The organism is Luteolibacter sp. Y139 (assembly GCF_038066715.1).
Taxonomy (GTDB): domain Bacteria; phylum Verrucomicrobiota; class Verrucomicrobiia; order Verrucomicrobiales; family Akkermansiaceae; genus Haloferula; species Haloferula soli.
On record NZ_JBBUKT010000008.1, the window covers coordinates 254,719 to 270,364 of the forward strand.

9 protein-coding genes and 1 tRNA gene are annotated in these 15,646 nt (G+C 61.7%); 4 read left to right on the forward strand and 6 right to left on the reverse strand.

Going from position 1 to position 15,646, the window contains the following annotated elements:
• Positions 1-141: 141 nt before the first annotated feature.
• The 3 genes from WKV53_RS19770 to rplM all read right to left on the reverse strand — a co-directional run bounded on the left by WKV53_RS19770 (position 142) and on the right by rplM (position 8,193).
• Positions 142-7,002, reverse strand: a complete 6,861-nt coding sequence (locus WKV53_RS19770) for a hypothetical protein (RefSeq protein WP_341406521.1) — start codon at positions 7,000-7,002, stop codon at positions 142-144.
• 341 nt (positions 7,003-7,343) lie between these two features.
• Positions 7,344-7,739: a 30S ribosomal protein S9 gene (gene rpsI / locus WKV53_RS19775; RefSeq protein ID WP_341406522.1), complete on the reverse strand. Its 396-nt coding sequence runs from the start codon at positions 7,737-7,739 to the stop codon at positions 7,344-7,346.
• 22 nt (positions 7,740-7,761) lie between these two features.
• A complete protein-coding gene (rplM, locus tag WKV53_RS19780) occupies positions 7,762-8,193 on the reverse strand; it encodes a 50S ribosomal protein L13 (protein WP_341406523.1) in 432 nt (143 codons plus the stop codon).
• Between the two features lie 261 nt (positions 8,194-8,454).
• Here rplM and WKV53_RS19785 point away from each other — a divergent pair, with 261 nt between their 5' ends.
• Together WKV53_RS19785 and WKV53_RS19790 are read left to right on the forward strand one after the other, a co-directional pair.
• Positions 8,455-10,011, forward strand: a complete 1,557-nt coding sequence (locus tag WKV53_RS19785) for a hypothetical protein (protein WP_341406524.1) — start codon at positions 8,455-8,457, stop codon at positions 10,009-10,011.
• 113 nt (positions 10,012-10,124) lie between these two features.
• A tRNA-Asn gene (locus WKV53_RS19790) sits at positions 10,125-10,199 on the forward strand.
• Between the two features lie 66 nt (positions 10,200-10,265).
• Here the strand turns inward: WKV53_RS19790 and WKV53_RS19795 are convergent.
• Together WKV53_RS19795 and WKV53_RS19800 are read right to left on the reverse strand one after the other, a co-directional pair.
• Entirely contained in the window at positions 10,266-10,490 is a 225-nt protein-coding gene (locus WKV53_RS19795; RefSeq protein ID WP_341406525.1) for a hypothetical protein, read from the reverse strand.
• An 847-nt stretch (positions 10,491-11,337) separates the two neighbouring features.
• On the reverse strand, positions 11,338-11,463 hold the full coding sequence (locus WKV53_RS19800) for an HNH endonuclease (RefSeq protein WP_341406526.1): 126 nt from the start codon (positions 11,461-11,463) through the stop codon (positions 11,338-11,340).
• A gap of 392 nt (positions 11,464-11,855) precedes the next feature.
• Here WKV53_RS19800 and WKV53_RS19805 point away from each other — a divergent pair, with 392 nt between their 5' ends.
• On the forward strand, positions 11,856-12,293 hold the full coding sequence (locus WKV53_RS19805; RefSeq protein WP_341406527.1) for a phage terminase small subunit P27 family: 438 nt from the start codon (positions 11,856-11,858) through the stop codon (positions 12,291-12,293).
• The gene (locus tag WKV53_RS19810; RefSeq protein ID WP_341406528.1) at positions 12,253-13,989 is read left to right on the forward strand and encodes a terminase large subunit; all 1,737 of its coding nucleotides are present in this window, start codon (positions 12,253-12,255) and stop codon (positions 13,987-13,989) included. The genes WKV53_RS19805 and WKV53_RS19810 overlap by 41 nt, the downstream gene beginning before the upstream one ends.
• 7 nt (positions 13,990-13,996) lie before the next feature.
• Here WKV53_RS19810 and WKV53_RS19815 read toward each other — a convergent pair whose 3' ends face one another.
• On the reverse strand, positions 13,997-15,601 hold the full coding sequence (locus tag WKV53_RS19815; RefSeq protein WP_341406529.1) for a P-loop NTPase fold protein: 1,605 nt from the start codon (positions 15,599-15,601) through the stop codon (positions 13,997-13,999).
• Between the last annotated feature and the right edge of the window lie 45 nt (positions 15,602-15,646).

Sequence of the window (15,646 nt, forward strand, 5' to 3'; positions counted from 1 at the left end):
CCGCCCGTCTTCCCATGTAGCGGCGCGTCTATGACCCTCGCTAAAAGCGAGGGTAAGGCTCGCATCACCCTTCACCGCGATCCCTCTTCCACCCAAGCCGCGGCGGAAGGATGCTGCCCTTCCGCCGCTTTGCTCCACCCCTCACAAATCAAAACTCTCAATCCGCGCCCCCTTCTCCGGATGGCTCACCAGCACCGCCACCTTCCGGATTTCCCCCAGCTCGCTCCCGGTGTGGCTCAGGTAGTCAAACTTCCCACGCAGGTCCGTGTATCCGTCCTTGTGGAAGACCGCCTCACCATTCGGCCCCTGCACATACACCTTCACATACGTCTGCGGCAAAGGCAGCCGGCTCGCGCTGTCGAACACCTGGATCGTCCGCTCCAGCGGCTGCCGCACCGTCTCCAGCGCCCGGCTATCCAGCACCCGCAGCACCTTCGTCTTCTCCGACTGCGCCGCCACCAGCACGTTGCCACGGCGGAATGCCTCGGGTAGCTCCACCTCCGTCTGCTCGCCCAGCAAGGCCACCTCGCGCGACTCATTCGCCCGGATCGCCGGTAGGGCTGCACCTTCGCCAGTAAGGAACGGGTCCTTCGAGAACATCACCTCGAGATCCACACTGAAGAGCTGCAGCATCGTCTTGTCGAGACGGTGTTGCTTCACCAGCAGCTTGCCGTCCGCGGCCAGCGCGAGATCGAGCGAAGGCGCTTCCTCCTTCGGCCGCTCCGCTTCCACCGGGCGCGGCACCTTCAGCGCCACGATCTCGTCGGCCTGAGTAAGGATCGCCTCAAAGCGCGACTTCCACAGCCCCGGCGGCAGGACGTTCCGGCGCATCGCGATCGCCCGCGCCTCCTCCGGCTCGCCACGATGGAAATGCACCACCGCCTTCAGATAATCATACGCCAGCTTGGCTTCCAGCTTCGTGGCATCGATCTCATTGAAACGAGCCAGTGCCTCCTCGATCCGATCCTGCATCAGCAGATGCGCCGTGAGCGCCAGCTTGTCGTCATCGCTCAGGGCCGGCTTCCACGACAACACCTCCAGGAACTTCTCATAATGCTGTGCCGCCTCCTCGTGGGTCAGCCGCTCCTTGTCGGCGAAACGATGCGCCCGCGGATTCACCAGCGGGTCGAATTCCAGCGTCTCCCAATCGCGGTGAATCACCGGCCGGATCTCTAACAGCGGACTATCCAGCCAGTCTCCGAATTCCGGGGATGGGACGTAGTCGGCCCCGGGAGGCATCGGCAAGACGCCTCCACTGCCTTCGTAGATCGGCAGCAAATTCTCCAGATAGTCCCGGATCGCTGGCAGCGAATCGTGGAGGAAGCCGAACGACGCGACATCCTTCGAGTAGAAGAGCCGCTCATGCAGGATCGGCGCGGCCTTCCGGAAAAAGTCCGCGTTGCGGAGACGCCAGCGGATCAGCTTGAGATCGATCGTCTTCAGGTTCGCCGTCTTGAGCCGCTCAAGCACCGCATCATCCGTGCCGTCGCTTGCAAGCGCCGGCCACGAATTCGCGTCCGCAGGCGGCGCTTCGGCGACCACCTTCAGCGTCCGCGTCGCGGTGCGGGCGAGCACATTGTCGGCCTCGGACACTTGCAGCGGATACATCGCGAATTCGCCGGCCGCGGGGAAATAGAAGGCTAGCCGCAGGTTCAACACGCCGTACGGTTGCAACTCGTGGGTCGAGGTCAGGGTCGAAGGTTGCCCGTCCAGCGGGATCGCTCCCGCGGGGATCTGCGAAAGCACATCCACCCGGCGGCCGACACCCTCCGGATTCGTCACCACCAGCGAGGCACCATACGGCACGCCGGCGATGAACTCTCCCGTGATGCTGTTCTCGATCTGCCGCCCCTCGACCGTGCGGAAACGGTCATCCAGTCGATGGAACGTCTGCCGCACCAGCACCGGCGCATCCGGCGCCACCTTCTGCGTCTCGCGGGTATCCTTGTAGAACAGCAGCATCGGCTCGCGTGCCTTGACCCGCAGCGTCGATCCATCCACCTTGGTTTCCGGCCGCTCTGCCTTGAAGGGCAGGTCCAGCATCGCCAGGCAGAACAACGCCTCGTTGGCGTTGTGCGTGCACGCATTGAAATGCGGCGAAAGGAAACCGCCCTTGCCATCCCACGCCGCGAGATCCAGCCAGAAGCGATTCAACGGGATGAACGGCTCACCGGTCGGTCCACGATACTTGTAGTAGTTCGACTCGAACCACAGCCGCGTCTGGTCGCGCTCGGAACTCCACGAAGGACGGGACCGCGGAGCCGAGAACGGATCGGCAAGGACACCGCCACCGGATCCTCCGACCGAGTTCGGCAACTCGGCAACCCCTTCGAGAGCGCCTGCTCCTGCAGCAAACGGATCAATTCCCGCGTCTCCGGCTCTGTTGCCACCGCCGACAGTCGAGTTCACGAGCGAATCGATCATGTCGATGTTGGTGGGTGTGTTGCGCACGATGAGCTTGTTCCCGACGATTCTGGCGGAGGCACCGGGAGCTTCGGCAACGCCGCGCTCCTTGAGAAGATCACCAATGCTCACACGCGGTCTGAGTTCCGGGCGGTCCTCGCTGCCAGGTTCCGCGAATGGATCCGTCGCTCCGGAGTCCACTCCGCCTCCGAGTATGGTGACAAAGTCGGGCGGGATGGTGAAGGTGTGGTTGAGCAAGTCCTCACCCACCTCGGTGGCGGCATTGATGGTCACCGCGTAGTCGTCCACTTTGTAGCGGAGGTGAGTCTTTTCGCAAACGTAGCGGAGCGCCTCACCAAGCGGGACGTTGCGGAGATTCAGTTGATCGATAATGAGGACTCCCGGATCTGCGTTTACTTCGCCTCTTGGTCTCCTGATCACGAAATTTACGCCTTTCTTCGATGGGTCGCTTTCGGTGGTGTCGTATTTGGCCGCGCGCGAACGGAGGAAGTCGACGGCTTCAGCAACGGAGGTGTCGTCGAAGTCGATTGCCGGAATGATGATGGTCTGTAGCTTTTGGAATAGGTAGTTTGCTCCACTGGTTTTCGCTGCTCCTGTCAGCCCGCCGGTCAGTATCTCGTTTCTCGCCAGTCCCAGCGAATCCTGCGTCGCCAGATCCGTCCCGCGCAGCGTCTGCGTGAACAGGATCGTCTCCTGCTCCGGCGTCGGCGCTTCCAGTTCCCAGCGCTGCTTGAGTTCAGCCGCGATCCGCTCCCGCACCTCCGGCATCGCCTGCGAAAGCAGCGCCTTCTCCGCCGCATTCAGACGCTGCCACGCATAGGGCCGCAGGTGCTTGGAAAGATCCCGCCCGAGCAGGATGTCATCGATCACCGTCGGCTCGCGTTTCTCGGCCAGCATCGGCTTCACATACTTGGTGAAGAAGTCCGGATCCTTCCTCGCAAGGAACAGATGCAGCTCATGGCAAGCATGCTCGGAAAGGAAGGCCAGCTTCCGCTTCTCATCCAGCGATGGCCAGTCGAGCAGCGGCAGGAAGTCATTCAGCCGCGCATCGCCCGTCGCGCCTACCAGGAATTGATGCGCCTCCGCCAGCGTCGTGAACGCCCGCCAGTCGGCATCGATCACGCTCTCGATGCTCGCCTCCGCACCCTTCGCCAAGGCCGCCGCGCGTCGCGTCCCCACATGATACTTCTGCGCATCCAGCGGCCGCGAAAGCCGGCGATCCCGCAGCGGCGTGTCCGTCGCCTTCAGCGGCACCACCAGATGATGCCGTCCCGCCGGATCAGCCGCCACGATGTCGACCACTTGGCAATTCGAGAAATCCGCCGCAGGCACCTGCACCATCCCATTCGCACCCACTTCCAGGTCATATCGCAGCACCGAAGGAGCCGCGAGGAAGTCGATGCTCGGCCCGCCATCTTCGCCGGTCTTTCGCGACTCGGGAGCGGGAGGCGCAGGCTTGAAACTCCGTCCACCCGCGCCGCTTCCCGTCCCGCGGCCTCCGCCCCCGGACTTTGGATCTTGGCGCGTCTGCGTGAGATCGTCCTCGCTCCAGCGATTCACCAGCAGTCCGGGACGCGGCAACATCGAACCGGGGAAAGTCTTCGCCGCACGTCGATCGAGGATGTAGCGCATCTCATCCCCGAGCCGGCTTTCTTCTTGAAACGCCAGACCCGTGAAGCCCGGCTGCAACGCATTCGGCATCGGCGGAGTGAAAGGCTGCAGCGCCTCGCCCGAATCCCACGAGTGCAGGAAGCGGCTGCCCAGCAGTGAGACCCGCGTGCCCGGCGTCGCACCTTCGATTCGCACCACCAGTGAGCCCGCCTCTTCCGTTGCCGCCGCGATGAAAGGCAGCGAGGGTAAGGAGCGCGGCAGCAAGCGGGTAGGGGACACCAGCAGCCCATCGCGATCCACTCCGCCCGAGACCCGCACGGCGATCGCGTGGCCATCTAGCCGGAGCGCGTAGTCACCAGCCGCCAGCCCGCGGGCCACCAGTCGGCGATTCTCCACTGCCAGCTTGTCGAAATGATCGCGGAGGATGACGCCCTCGCGCTTCTCTAACAAACTCACCCGCGCATGCTCCGGTGCCGCCATGAAGCGCACCAGCGGCAGCCGGATTTCATCGCGAGTGGACAGCTGGATCTCCTCCGGCAGGTCCATCCATCCGCCATCCTCATCCGGGAAATAACCGGCCGGAGCGATGTCCGGACCGGTCACGCGGACTTCGGCGATATCGGCCAGCTTGCCAAGCGCCACCCGGCCCCGGTCATCGCTGCGCAGCGCCAGCTTGATCGTTTCGAGATGATTCCGGTGCTTGAACTCGAAATTGAGCGGCCGCGAGGCCAGCGGCTCACCATTCCGCCCGCGCAGCTCCACGCGATGGCCGTCCGTATCCCGCGTGAAGAAAGCAGCAGCAATGCGCCCCGTGCCGAGGATCCCGTTCATCGCATAGCTGTGCTCGGCCGTCAGCGGAATCGGGTCCGCTCCGTCGCGCGGCGTGACCGTGCCGGTCAGCCGCAGCTTCAGCGATGTCGCATCCGCCGGCACCTGGAAGGGCACGAACATCTTCGGCGTGAGCTTCAGGTCCCCACCGATCACCCGCTCGGTGGTGATGCCGCCATTCAAGGTCGCGATCAAAGTCAGCGATGGTTTCTCGATCCACTCCAGCGGCAACTCATAGCCATGGCTGGTCAATTGCAGCCGCACGAAAAGATTCGCCTGCTGGTCGGCGAGCAGTTGCTCGCGATCCAGGTGAAAGCGCGCCTGAAGTGCGATGTGTTCGCGTCGCGGTTCCAGATCCAGCGGCACCGCGAGCTTGCCACGACGGACCAATCCACTGTCCCGAGCATCATCCGTGCGATCGGGAATCAGGATCCGGCCGTCCGCGCCCGCGGTGAAGGTCTCGCTCCCCAGCGAAATCGTCGCGTCCTTGAGCAGCGCCCCGTCTTCATTGAAGACCCGCACGCTTTGTCCCCGCGCCTGTCGCTCGACGTAGGGAATGAGCCGGCCCTTTCTAACAAGCGCCCGCGATGACACCCCGCGAGACACGCATTCCACGATCCACGCGCCCGGACCGGCCAACTCCGGCAGATCTAGTAGTTCCCGATGAACCACCAGCGGCGGCTGTTGGAAAGTGATCCGCTTCTCGTGGTGCGGCACCAGCCCCTCCAGATCCAGATCCACCGGCGGCTCCTTGCCTTCACGCTCCATCCACGCCGGCAGATCCAGCTCGAAGATCCGCACCAGCAGCTCCGGCGTGTATTTCAGATCCAGCGGCAGCTTCACCGCGGCATCCGCTGGCAGCGTGATCGGCTGACCGGGTGCGAAGGAAATGCGCGTCTCCTTCTGCAAGGACTGCACCTCCGCCGGATCCAGCTCTGCACCCCAGCGCACCGGATCCGCCCCGGCCAGCAGCTTGGCGCGTGCCTGCAAGCGACGCAGCACCTTCTGCTCGATCAGATCCTTGAAGGCATCCGGCGTATCGGCAGTCGCCAGGAAGTGCTGGAGGTAGGCCTCGATCAACTCGAGGTCGTCGCCGATCGGCGGACAGGCCGTGGCGGCTTCGTAGTCGTGGCTCGCATCGATGCGCGGATTGGCCACGAAGTTCTCCGTGACCTTCAGCAGGGGATGGCTCGCCCGCGGCAGCTTCAGATACGCGAGGAAGTCGTCCAGCGGCAGCTGCCCAAGTTCCCGCTGCAGCCGCAGGTGATGGAACAGCACGTGGGCCTTCAACGAATTGAGTGCCGGCGGCGCATTCTTCAGGAAATCGCGGCAAGCGGCGAGATGGGCAGCGTGCGCGGCACGATCGAGCTCGAAGTTCGTCTCGCTCCCCGGCAGCAGCGTGACAAGGCAGCGGACCACGAAGTCCTCATTGGCCTGCAGGGTGGGAATGGCGACCAGCAGCTGCTCCAATTGCCCACGGGTCAGCAGTTCATGGATCTTCGCCGACCCGAACCTCGGAGGATGATCCAGCGCCAGCACCTTCACGATCAGCGGCACCACCGCCGGGTGATCCGCACGAGTTAGCCTCTCGTTGAAGTAGCGTAGCTTCGCCTCGTCGAAGGTATCCAGCCGGTCGAGCTCCGAAAACAAGCGCTCCTCGGAGAAGCCGCGATAGCCCGAGTTGTTAGAGCGATCATTGGCCGCGGTCTCGAAGGCTTGCGCGGAGACCAGCGCCGGATCCAGCCGGTCCGGCAGCTTCGCATCCGCACGGGCATCGGGCTTCGCGTCGTCGAACTTCAGATCGAGCAGCCGCACCAGCGAATCGATCGTCTTCTTCGGCGTCGCATCATAGCGCAGCAGCAGCTCGCGCGTCTCAAGCGTCTGGAAGCCATCATCGGACACCGGGTTTTCCTTCCGTCCCGACTCCGCCTTCCACGCATCCATCGTCCGCCGGAAATCATTCGCCCGGCCCGCGAGCTGATGATTCAGCGCTTGGTAGAAAAACCAGTCGCGCGTCTGCGGCACCAGCCGGGTCAGCGCGGAGTCGCGAGTGGCCGGATCGGCGAAGGCTTCCTTGAATTCCAGATCGGCGGCAGCGAGGGGAAGCGCGAGTAGCAGGGAAATGAGGATTTTGCGCATGCTCGAGATATAGGAGAGCCACGCGGGGAAGGTCCACACTGGGAGCGCGGAATTTATTCCGCCCGAAGCCACGGGCGCTGCCACCTCCATCCTCGGCTCCCGCCGAATCGGGGGCTTTCCTTAAAATCCCATTTCAGAGAACAATGAAACGAGCGAAACGAGCAAAAGGAATAGGGGAGGGCGGAACCTCTGCCTTTCTTTCGTTCGTTTCGCTCGTTTCGTTGTCATCCGCTCAGAACTCCGACAGCCCACCACCTCCTACGGAATGACTTCCTCTCTCCCGGCAGACACGAAAAAGCCGCATCCCTCTCGGAATGCGGCTTTCGTAAACTCGGTAGCGATTAGCGCTTGGAGAACTGGAAGCGCTTGCGGGCGCCGGGGCGGCCTGGCTTCTTACGTTCCTTCATGCGCGGGTCGCGGCGAAGCAGGCCGTGCGGCTTGATCACCTTGCGCAGCTCGGCGTCGAAGATGGTCAGCGCGCGGGCCACCGCGAGGCGGATGGCGCCGGCTTGGCCGTGGGTGCCACCGCCGGCAGCGGAGACGACCACGTCGAACTTGTTCAGCAGGTTTGCATGCTGGAACGGGGCCAGCACGGTGTTCTGCAGGGGCAGCGTCGGCAGGTATTCCTCGAAGGAACGACCGTTGATGACGATTTGGCCGGTGCCTTCGGTGAGGCGGACGCGGGCAACGGCGTTCTTACGACGGCCGGTGGCGCTGAGGTTCTTGGCTTCGCTCATTTCAAAAAGAGGTCAGTGGGGTTCAGGCGATTTCGTAGGCCTGCGGCTGCTGGGCTTCGTGCGGGTGCTCGGCACCGGCGTACACCTTCAGCTTGCCGTATTGCTGGCGACCGAGGCGGTTCTTCGGGATCATGCCCCAGACCGCGTTCTCGACGAGCAGCACCGGGCGGCGCTTGCGCACCATGCGCGGGGTTTCCACCTTCTTGCCGCCGACGTAGCCGGTGAAGCGGGTGTAGATCTTGTCGTTTTCCTTGGTGCCGGAAAGGGCAACCTGGTCAGCATTGATCACGATGACGAAGTCACCGGTGTCAATGTGCGGGGTGAAAGTCGGCTTGTGCTTGCCACGCAGGAGGCGGGCGGCCTCCACGGCCACCTGGCCCAGGATTTTGTCCTTGGCATCGATCACATGCCACTTGCGCTCGATGTCGGTCGGCTTGGCGGAAAACGTCTTCATTGAATTGGAACTGAAAGGTGCCTGTCAGCGACGGGACGGTGCACGTCTCGCGGCGAAGGGGCGCGCAAGCTAGGGATCGCCACTAGGGGTGTCAATCGGAAATCCGCCGGAACTTTTCGTCCCGCAGACGCGCGAATTCAAACCCCTCTGCCGCTACCCTGTCGAGAGGGCATGCAAGGTGCTTGGCAGATTGCAGCGCCAGCCCTTTCTTTACTTGTGACGGACTCCCTCTCCCTCCAACATCCGGCCATCCTGACCCCCATGGTAGAGCAACTCACCGTCCAGCCGTTTTTCGATGTCCTCGGGCAGGCCTGCGCTCCCCACGCTCCGGGAGTCAATGCAGCCGCCACCGCCCGCTTGGAGCGCGTCCTCAAGTCCCCGGTTGATGCTCCCGGCCGCGGCATCCTCCTCCGCGCGCCCCGCGCCGGCTTCGGGAAATCCCACCTGCTCGGCTACGTCCAGCAGCGCCTCGGCACCACCCACGAATTCCTTCCCATCCACCCGCTCGAGGGCTCGCGCGTCGATGCCTCCGGCGCCATCGAGGCCGCCCTGCGCCGCCTGACCCGGCCGCTGCCAGCGGGTGGGGGACTCACCTCGCTCGATCTCCAGGCCCGCCGCCTCTTCTCGATGGCCCTCCAGCCGCTGGTCACCTCGGGCGAGGTCCCGTGCCAAGACCGCGAGGCCGCCCTGACCGCCCTGCGCCAGCGCCCGGTGGAAACCTTCGACTTCCACCACTCCCAAGCCGTCACCGCCCATTGGACCAAGGAAAACTTCGAAGTCCTCGGCCCGCGCCTCGCCCTCGAGCTGAGCCGCCGCACCGGCACCGCGCTGAATGAGTCCTCCTTCTGGCTGGCCTCGCTGTTCCGCTTCGCCGTCGCCACCCCGGAGCACCCGGGCCGCACCGGCATGATCATCCAGTCCGCGACCTCCGAGGCCGGCGTGGAACGTTTCGCCGCCCTGCTCGCCATGCTTTCCCTGATCGGCCGCGTCGTCATCGTCGCCGATGATCTGGAAGGCCTCCACGCCGACCGCGCCGCCGCCCTCCGCTTCGCCAGCTTCCTCGCCAGCGTCCGGCAAGAGGCCCCGCGCGTGGATGCCATCGTCTCTCTCAATGACGATGTCTGGCAAAGCGCCTTCGAGCCCGCCCTCAGCGGCGGCCTCCAGGATCGCCTGGGAGAGGTGGAGGTCCGCCTCGAGCCGCTCGATGAGCAGGCCCTGATTTCCCTCCTCGAAGCCCGCACCCCCGGCCGCGCCAGCTCCCTGCGCCACCGCCTCGGCCTTTTCCCCGCCGAATTCTACGCCCGCCGCATTCTGCGAAAGGTCGCCGAGATGGACGAAGAAGCCGGCTACATCGAGGCCCCCGCCCCGGAGCCGACCCCAGCCCCCGTCGCTGCAGCAATCCCCGCCGCCGCCGTCGCTGCCCCTGCGCCCCAACCGGCACCTGCACCGGTTCCGGAAGCCACACCTGCGCCAGCACCCACTCCAGCTTCAACTCCCTTCAGCGAACCACCCGCGGCAGTCGCAGCCCCCGCACCCGTTCCACCAGCGGAGCCCGTCTTAGAGAGACCTGCGGCCCCCGACCTCGTCGAGCCCCACGCCTTGGACCTGGAGCCCGAGCTCCGCCCCGTATCTTCGCCTGTCGCCTCGCCCTTCGCCGAAGCCGCACCACCACCACTCGCGAAGCACGAATTCGAAGCCGAAGTCATTTCCGAATCCAAGCCCGCCGCCGAGCAGGAACAAGAGCCTGTCGCAGCCACTGGCGGTGATCGCATCGATGACCTCCTCCGCCAATTCCGCGAACGCTACGGCCGCGAGTGAGCAGGGGAAGCACACGAAAAAATTGCTGAAGAAACCTTCGATTTTTCCCTTGCCAGTTCGTAGGTCGTCGTCCCATCTTCCGCCCGCCCCGGTTCCCGGGGTTGGTTCTCAAATCCGGCGTAGCTCAGCGGTAGAGCGGGTGGCTGTTAACCACTAGGTCGTAGGTTCGATCCCTACCGCCGGAGCCATAAAATCAACGACTTACGTTGATTGTTCCGATTCTGATCCGATAGAATCGACATTGTGCGCCAGGCTCACTGCTGCCTGTTTTGCTCCACCTCAATCGAGATGAGCACCACCGCGTAGGACTTCGCGCGGATGAACCAACGAGTCCCGAAACTGTAGGGCATGCCGCCGTATTTCTGAAGCATCCTCACCATCGCCCTCTCCTTCAACCCATGCCGCTCGCCGATCTCAGCCACCGGGATTTCTTCAATAGGGCTGATGGTTACGGCTGCCTTGCTGGCTGCTTCGATCATTGGCCCGAGATGTTGGTCCAAGATGTGCCAGCGATCAGCTGGAGGGAAGTGAGCGAACTTCATCCGCTTTGACATACACCATATGGGCTCGGTGTGGCAAATCTGCGGGGCGAACTTTCCACCTGTCCCGACTTCGCATCGTCCTTGTCGCCCAAATGGGAGAGGTGAGGGCACTCTCACCGCTTGGATGGAGTGCCCAGCCCGCTGCTGCCGCCGTCTGGGTTTTGGGTTTGGGGCGGTCGGAGGCAGTGCGCGCCAGATCCCTGAGGTAGCCAAGATGCTACTCAGACCGGCTCCGGTCGCAAACGACTTTTGCCTGCACCTGCTACCCTGGGGCTTGACCGCCATGACTTCGTGAGTATTTCGGTGACGACGTCCTGACGTCTTGCTCAAGGGAACGACCGTGATCCCACCGTGCGGCCCGAGAGACCGATCTGAGGTAACATAAGGCGCTCGCTGCCGGTCGGGCGTAGTAACGGGGGAACCGGCATCCAGCCTTCTCCATCTGGTGAGGGCTACCTCCTCCCGGAACAATGCCTAAAAAGAAACTTGGACACCTTCAGCGATCCGTTCTCCAGCTAGCCCGAAGAAATGAAGGGTATGTTTGGGCAGATCTTATTTATCAGGAGCTCTTCGGCCGTGCGCCCAAGGCGGGGCATGGAATGCGCGATCCTATTGACGGTACCACTCGGAACTCCGTTTCACGCACACTTTTATCGTTAGAGAAGCGGGGGTTGCTAGTACCCGCACCGGATGTGCGAGGCTTCAAACTGAGCGATAATGGCCAGGACCGAGCCGCTGCATCGTAAGCCCACGGGACGCACACGACGTTCTGCAACGATGGTTGTCAGCCGAAGCGTGCTGTCTTCTTCGAGTGACACGAATGGCAGAGAGCCTGATGGTTGGCGCGGTCCCACTTGTCCCCTCCGGCGTTGATGGGCTGGATGTGGTCGGTCTGAAACGAGGGGGCCACGGCTCCCGGAGGACCGAACGAAACAACCAGGGGGGTGCCATCCACCCACACCTTCACAGCGTCGCAGAAGCAGATTGGATGAGCTCGCAGGTAGCTCCGCGAGTAGCGCTGCCACGCAGGGTCGTAGGCATTGGCCTGCCTCAGGGACCTGAATGTCCCACCTTTCTTAACTGTTCGCTGGAACGTCGCATTTCGCCTCATGGGATGGTCAAGGTTGGTTAGAGGTCAGGCGAGGGTGGGGGAGGGGGGCAAATCTCTGCCACTCCCGAAACAGCAGAGCGCGCCCAAGCCTTTTTAATCGCTCTGTGGGTTTTGACGGGGTGGGGGTCAACGGGGCCAACCTGCCGTCCAGCGGGTTCTCCGGAAACGTCCATGGCGGCACGTTCGGGTCGATGGGCGCCCGAGGGACCAAGCCGAAAGAGAACCTGTCCGTGTTGTCGGGCACGTTGGCGCCGCTTTCCTTGAAGGCTCCGGTCGGAATCAAGGGTGGCGACGAGGCGAAGCGGGAGTATGAGCGGCTGGCGAACGAGTTGGTGAAGCTCGGGCACCTCACCGACCTAAACCGGCAGTTGCTCGTCGATTACGTCGAGGGCTGGGCCATTGCCGCGGATGCGCTGAAGGAGGTGAACGATGAGGGGGTTACCCTTACCGGCGAGAAGGGCAGCAAATACCTCCATCCCGCCATGACCGCCTGGTCGATGGCCCGGAGCGCCATGGAGACCGCGGCGAAGGCGCTGGGGATGACCCCCCTGGCCTTGCAGTCGATCAAGAACGTCAAACCACCGAAGAGTGAAAAGAAGGAAGACGGGCCGTCCAACTTCCTCACCTGAGGCGATCGAGCATGTCTCGATCGACTACGCGCGGGAGGTTGTGGCCGGCGACCGGATTGCGTGCCGATGGGTGAGGCTGGCATGCGAGCGGTTCCTCCGTGACTTGGAGCGGACTGACATCCGCTTCGACGTGGCGGCTGCGGACCGAGCGATCGGGTTCATGGAGACGTTCCGGCACTACAAGGGCCAGTGGGCGGGCACGCGGATGAAGCTGGAGGCGTGGCAGAAGTTCGTGGTGGGAAACATCTTCGGGTGGAAGTGGGTCGATAGCGGACTGCGTCGGTTCAAATACGCTCACATCGAGGTCCCCCGAAAGAACGGCAAAACCCTGCTCGCTGCCGGCATCTCGCTCTACATGCTGTGCGCCGATAACGAGGGGGGCGCGGAGGTCTACAATGCGGCAACCAAGAAAGACCAGGCGATGATCCTGCACCGGGACGCTCGTGTGCTGATCGAGAAATCGAAGGACCCGGACTTCAGGGCAGCTTTCGCCATCCGGAAGAACCCGCCGATCATCGAGTATGGTGCCGCGGACTCGTTCATGAGACCGCTGGGTCGGGACACCGAAGGCGACACCACCGACGGCTTGAACCCGCATGCGGTGATTGCCGACGAAACGCACGCATGGACGAAGCTGGGTTTCTGGAACGTCCTTAACTCGGCGCTTGGTGCACGTTCCCAGCCGCTGTTTCTGATGATCACCACGGCCGGCCACAATATGGACTCGGTCGGCCGCTCGCACTCGCTTATCGTGCAGCGGATCTTGAAGGGGGAAGACGGTGGGGAGGGTGACGACTACTTCGGCATCATTTTCACCATCGACGAGGAGGATAAGGAGCGCCTCGACGATCCGATGGTGTGGGCGAAGGCCAACCCGCTCTACGGCATTACCGTCGATGAGAAGAAATTCCGGTCCCAACTCGCGCTGGCGAAGGCGGACCCCGCGATCAACCGGGAGCTGAAAACCAAGTGGCTCAACATCTGGATCAACCAGGCCTCGCTGTGGCTCGATTCTGACAAGTGGGCGAAGGGCGTGCACAGCTACGATAAGGCGAAGCTCGACGGCCTTCGTTGCTACGGCGGGCTGGATCTTGCCATCACCCGGGACCTCTCGGCGTTGGTGTGGGTCTTTCCTCCGCAAGACTGGCTCGAGCGGTGGACGCTGCTTTCGCACTTCTGGTGCCCTGCGGCGGATATCAACACCCGGTCCAAGCGCGATAAAGTGCCCTACCAGAGTTGGGCAGAGAATGGCTTCATTGTTCCTACGCCCGGTGAGGTGATGGACCACGGCTACATTACCGCCCAGATCCTCGCCGATTGTCAGCGCTACGACGTGCAGGCCGTGGGCTACGACAAAACCTACGCCGCCTCACTGGTCAATCCGCTGGTGGAAGAAGGGGTGAACATGCTGGCGTTCTCACAGGGCATCATGACTATCTCGCCGTATGCGAAGGAATTGGAGCGGCTGGTCATTCAAGGGACGCACCTGAATCACTTCGGCCACCCAGTGCTGGCGTGGAATGCGGGCAACGTGGTGGTCCACATGGATGCTAACGGCAACATCAAGCCGGACAAGAAGCGCTCGGAGGAGCGCATCGATGGCATCATCGCGAGTATCATGGGGCTCGGGTGCGCGATCGAGATGGAGTATGACGGATCGCTGGCGGGGCAATGGGACTGCACGGTCCTCAGCTGAAGCTATTTCAGGCCGGGGGCAGGATCGAATCAACCCGAGACTCATCCAGCTTACTTCGGCGCCTGAGCTTAGAAAGTATTCCCCGCATCAAGCTGATTGCTTCTGCGGCTGCCTGATCTTGCGAAAAGCGACGTATGAACTCTTTCAGGATGTATTGGACATCCGAATCGCTTGTCTTGATCCACTCCTCTATTTCGCGGCTGCTAAAGTTGGCCAAGAACTTCAGCTCACTGGGATTCCAACTATTGCTACCCGCAAGTCTCTTAAGAAGCTCATCAAGCGTGAAATCCGGAATTGTAGCCTCCATCTTCTCGGTTGCTTTGACCCGCACCGACTCAGGAAGCCGGCTCATTGTTAAATCGAACCAACGACCATGTGTCATTGCAGCCACGAAACGATTTAGTGAGGCTTCAAATGATATCGACACATCCTTCGGAATCCTGACCTTAAGCTGTTTCAGGAAATCGACCACCGTCGCGAATTCTGCTACCGACACGTCAGATCCATGCTCCCGCAGGAATTGAATCTGCTGTTCAACGAATTCGCGGTGGGATGTCGTGAAATTTGTGTAGTAGCGAGCCCAAATCTGGCGATGTATTGCGGTAATGTTACCCACTCGGTTTGCCTCGTTGCGGCTGGTTAATAGCTCATCCCAGTCGGCGAGCTTCGCGAATCCGTGGATCAAATAGTCAACAATGACCTCGTCCTCTTCTGCTGGGTAGAACTCCAATTTTTTCAGAAACTCAAGATCCGGCTTTTCGCGTTCATCCTTGTCCAAAAAGAGCGAATAATAGTTGGACTTAAGCACCTCCTCTATGGATACCACAGATGAGAACGCGTGATGGACGATTGTAAGTATTACGCATTTTTCTAAAAAGGAATGAAGAATGAATGGATATTTTTCTGATATGTCCTTTTCGAAATACTCGATAGCCCACGCTACGCGCTGCATCACTCTTATATTATTCAATTTCAGCCGGTGGAACGCCGCGCTAACGGATTCTGGAATGCCGCTTTGCCAGATGATTCGCAAATTGTCCGAAATTGACGGGGAGTAGGTTATCTCAAGATCAACGACCTTCTCGCGGTACTCGTCGAATGCCTTGGCTGCATCAGCGGAGAGCTTGTCGTCGTTGAGAATCAGCACGACTTTGCAGCCCCGATCCTGTGTCAGGAGTGAAATCATCCCCAGGACGCTGGAGGTCGAGACGCTTTCCTCTTTCCTCTCCAAGTCGTCGATGCACACCAGGAAATTGTTGATCAAATGGCTCTCGACGACCTTGTTAGCGATGCCAACCAAGTTCACGTGGGGGGTCTGAAAATATCCGGCATATTTCAGTATAGGACCAAGCTTTTCCAGATGCTTCTTCGGAGACTGCTCATCGACAATCTTGAAATTGGAGGAGATCTGACTTGTGAGTGCCTCTATAGAAGTGGCACCAAAAAGCGACGCATAGGCGTAAGCAGTGAATTTTAGGCCGGACAGTCGGTTGGAGAGGAAACTGCGCCAGAAAAAAGTTTTCCCCACACCCCACTCGCCTTTGATCACGGCTACGCGGAGCGAATCATTGCTGAGGAAGTTCTCGAGACTTCGTTCAAGGGGGGAGATCATGACTCATCTTGATACAAATGTGGTGGGATCTGTCCACCCGTGAAC

What these genes read in the sequence shown, in the direction of transcription:
- rplM (WP_341406523.1), bottom strand. Translation starts at nt 8,193, where the DNA reads ATGAAGACGTTTTCCGCCAAGCCGACCGACATCGAGCGCAAGTGGCAT.
- WKV53_RS19795 (WP_341406525.1), bottom strand. Translation starts at nt 10,490, where the DNA reads ATGATCGAAGCAGCCAGCAAGGCAGCCGTAACCATCAGCCCTATTGAA.
- WKV53_RS19785 (WP_341406524.1), top strand. Translation starts at nt 8,455, where the DNA reads ATGGTAGAGCAACTCACCGTCCAGCCGTTTTTCGATGTCCTCGGGCAG.
- WKV53_RS19770 (WP_341406521.1), bottom strand. Translation starts at nt 7,002, where the DNA reads ATGCGCAAAATCCTCATTTCCCTGCTACTCGCGCTTCCCCTCGCTGCC.
- WKV53_RS19805 (WP_341406527.1), top strand. Translation starts at nt 11,856, where the DNA reads ATGGGCGCCCGAGGGACCAAGCCGAAAGAGAACCTGTCCGTGTTGTCG.
- WKV53_RS19815 (WP_341406529.1), bottom strand. Translation starts at nt 15,601, where the DNA reads ATGATCTCCCCCCTTGAACGAAGTCTCGAGAACTTCCTCAGCAATGAT.
- rpsI (WP_341406522.1), bottom strand. Translation starts at nt 7,739, where the DNA reads ATGAGCGAAGCCAAGAACCTCAGCGCCACCGGCCGTCGTAAGAACGCC.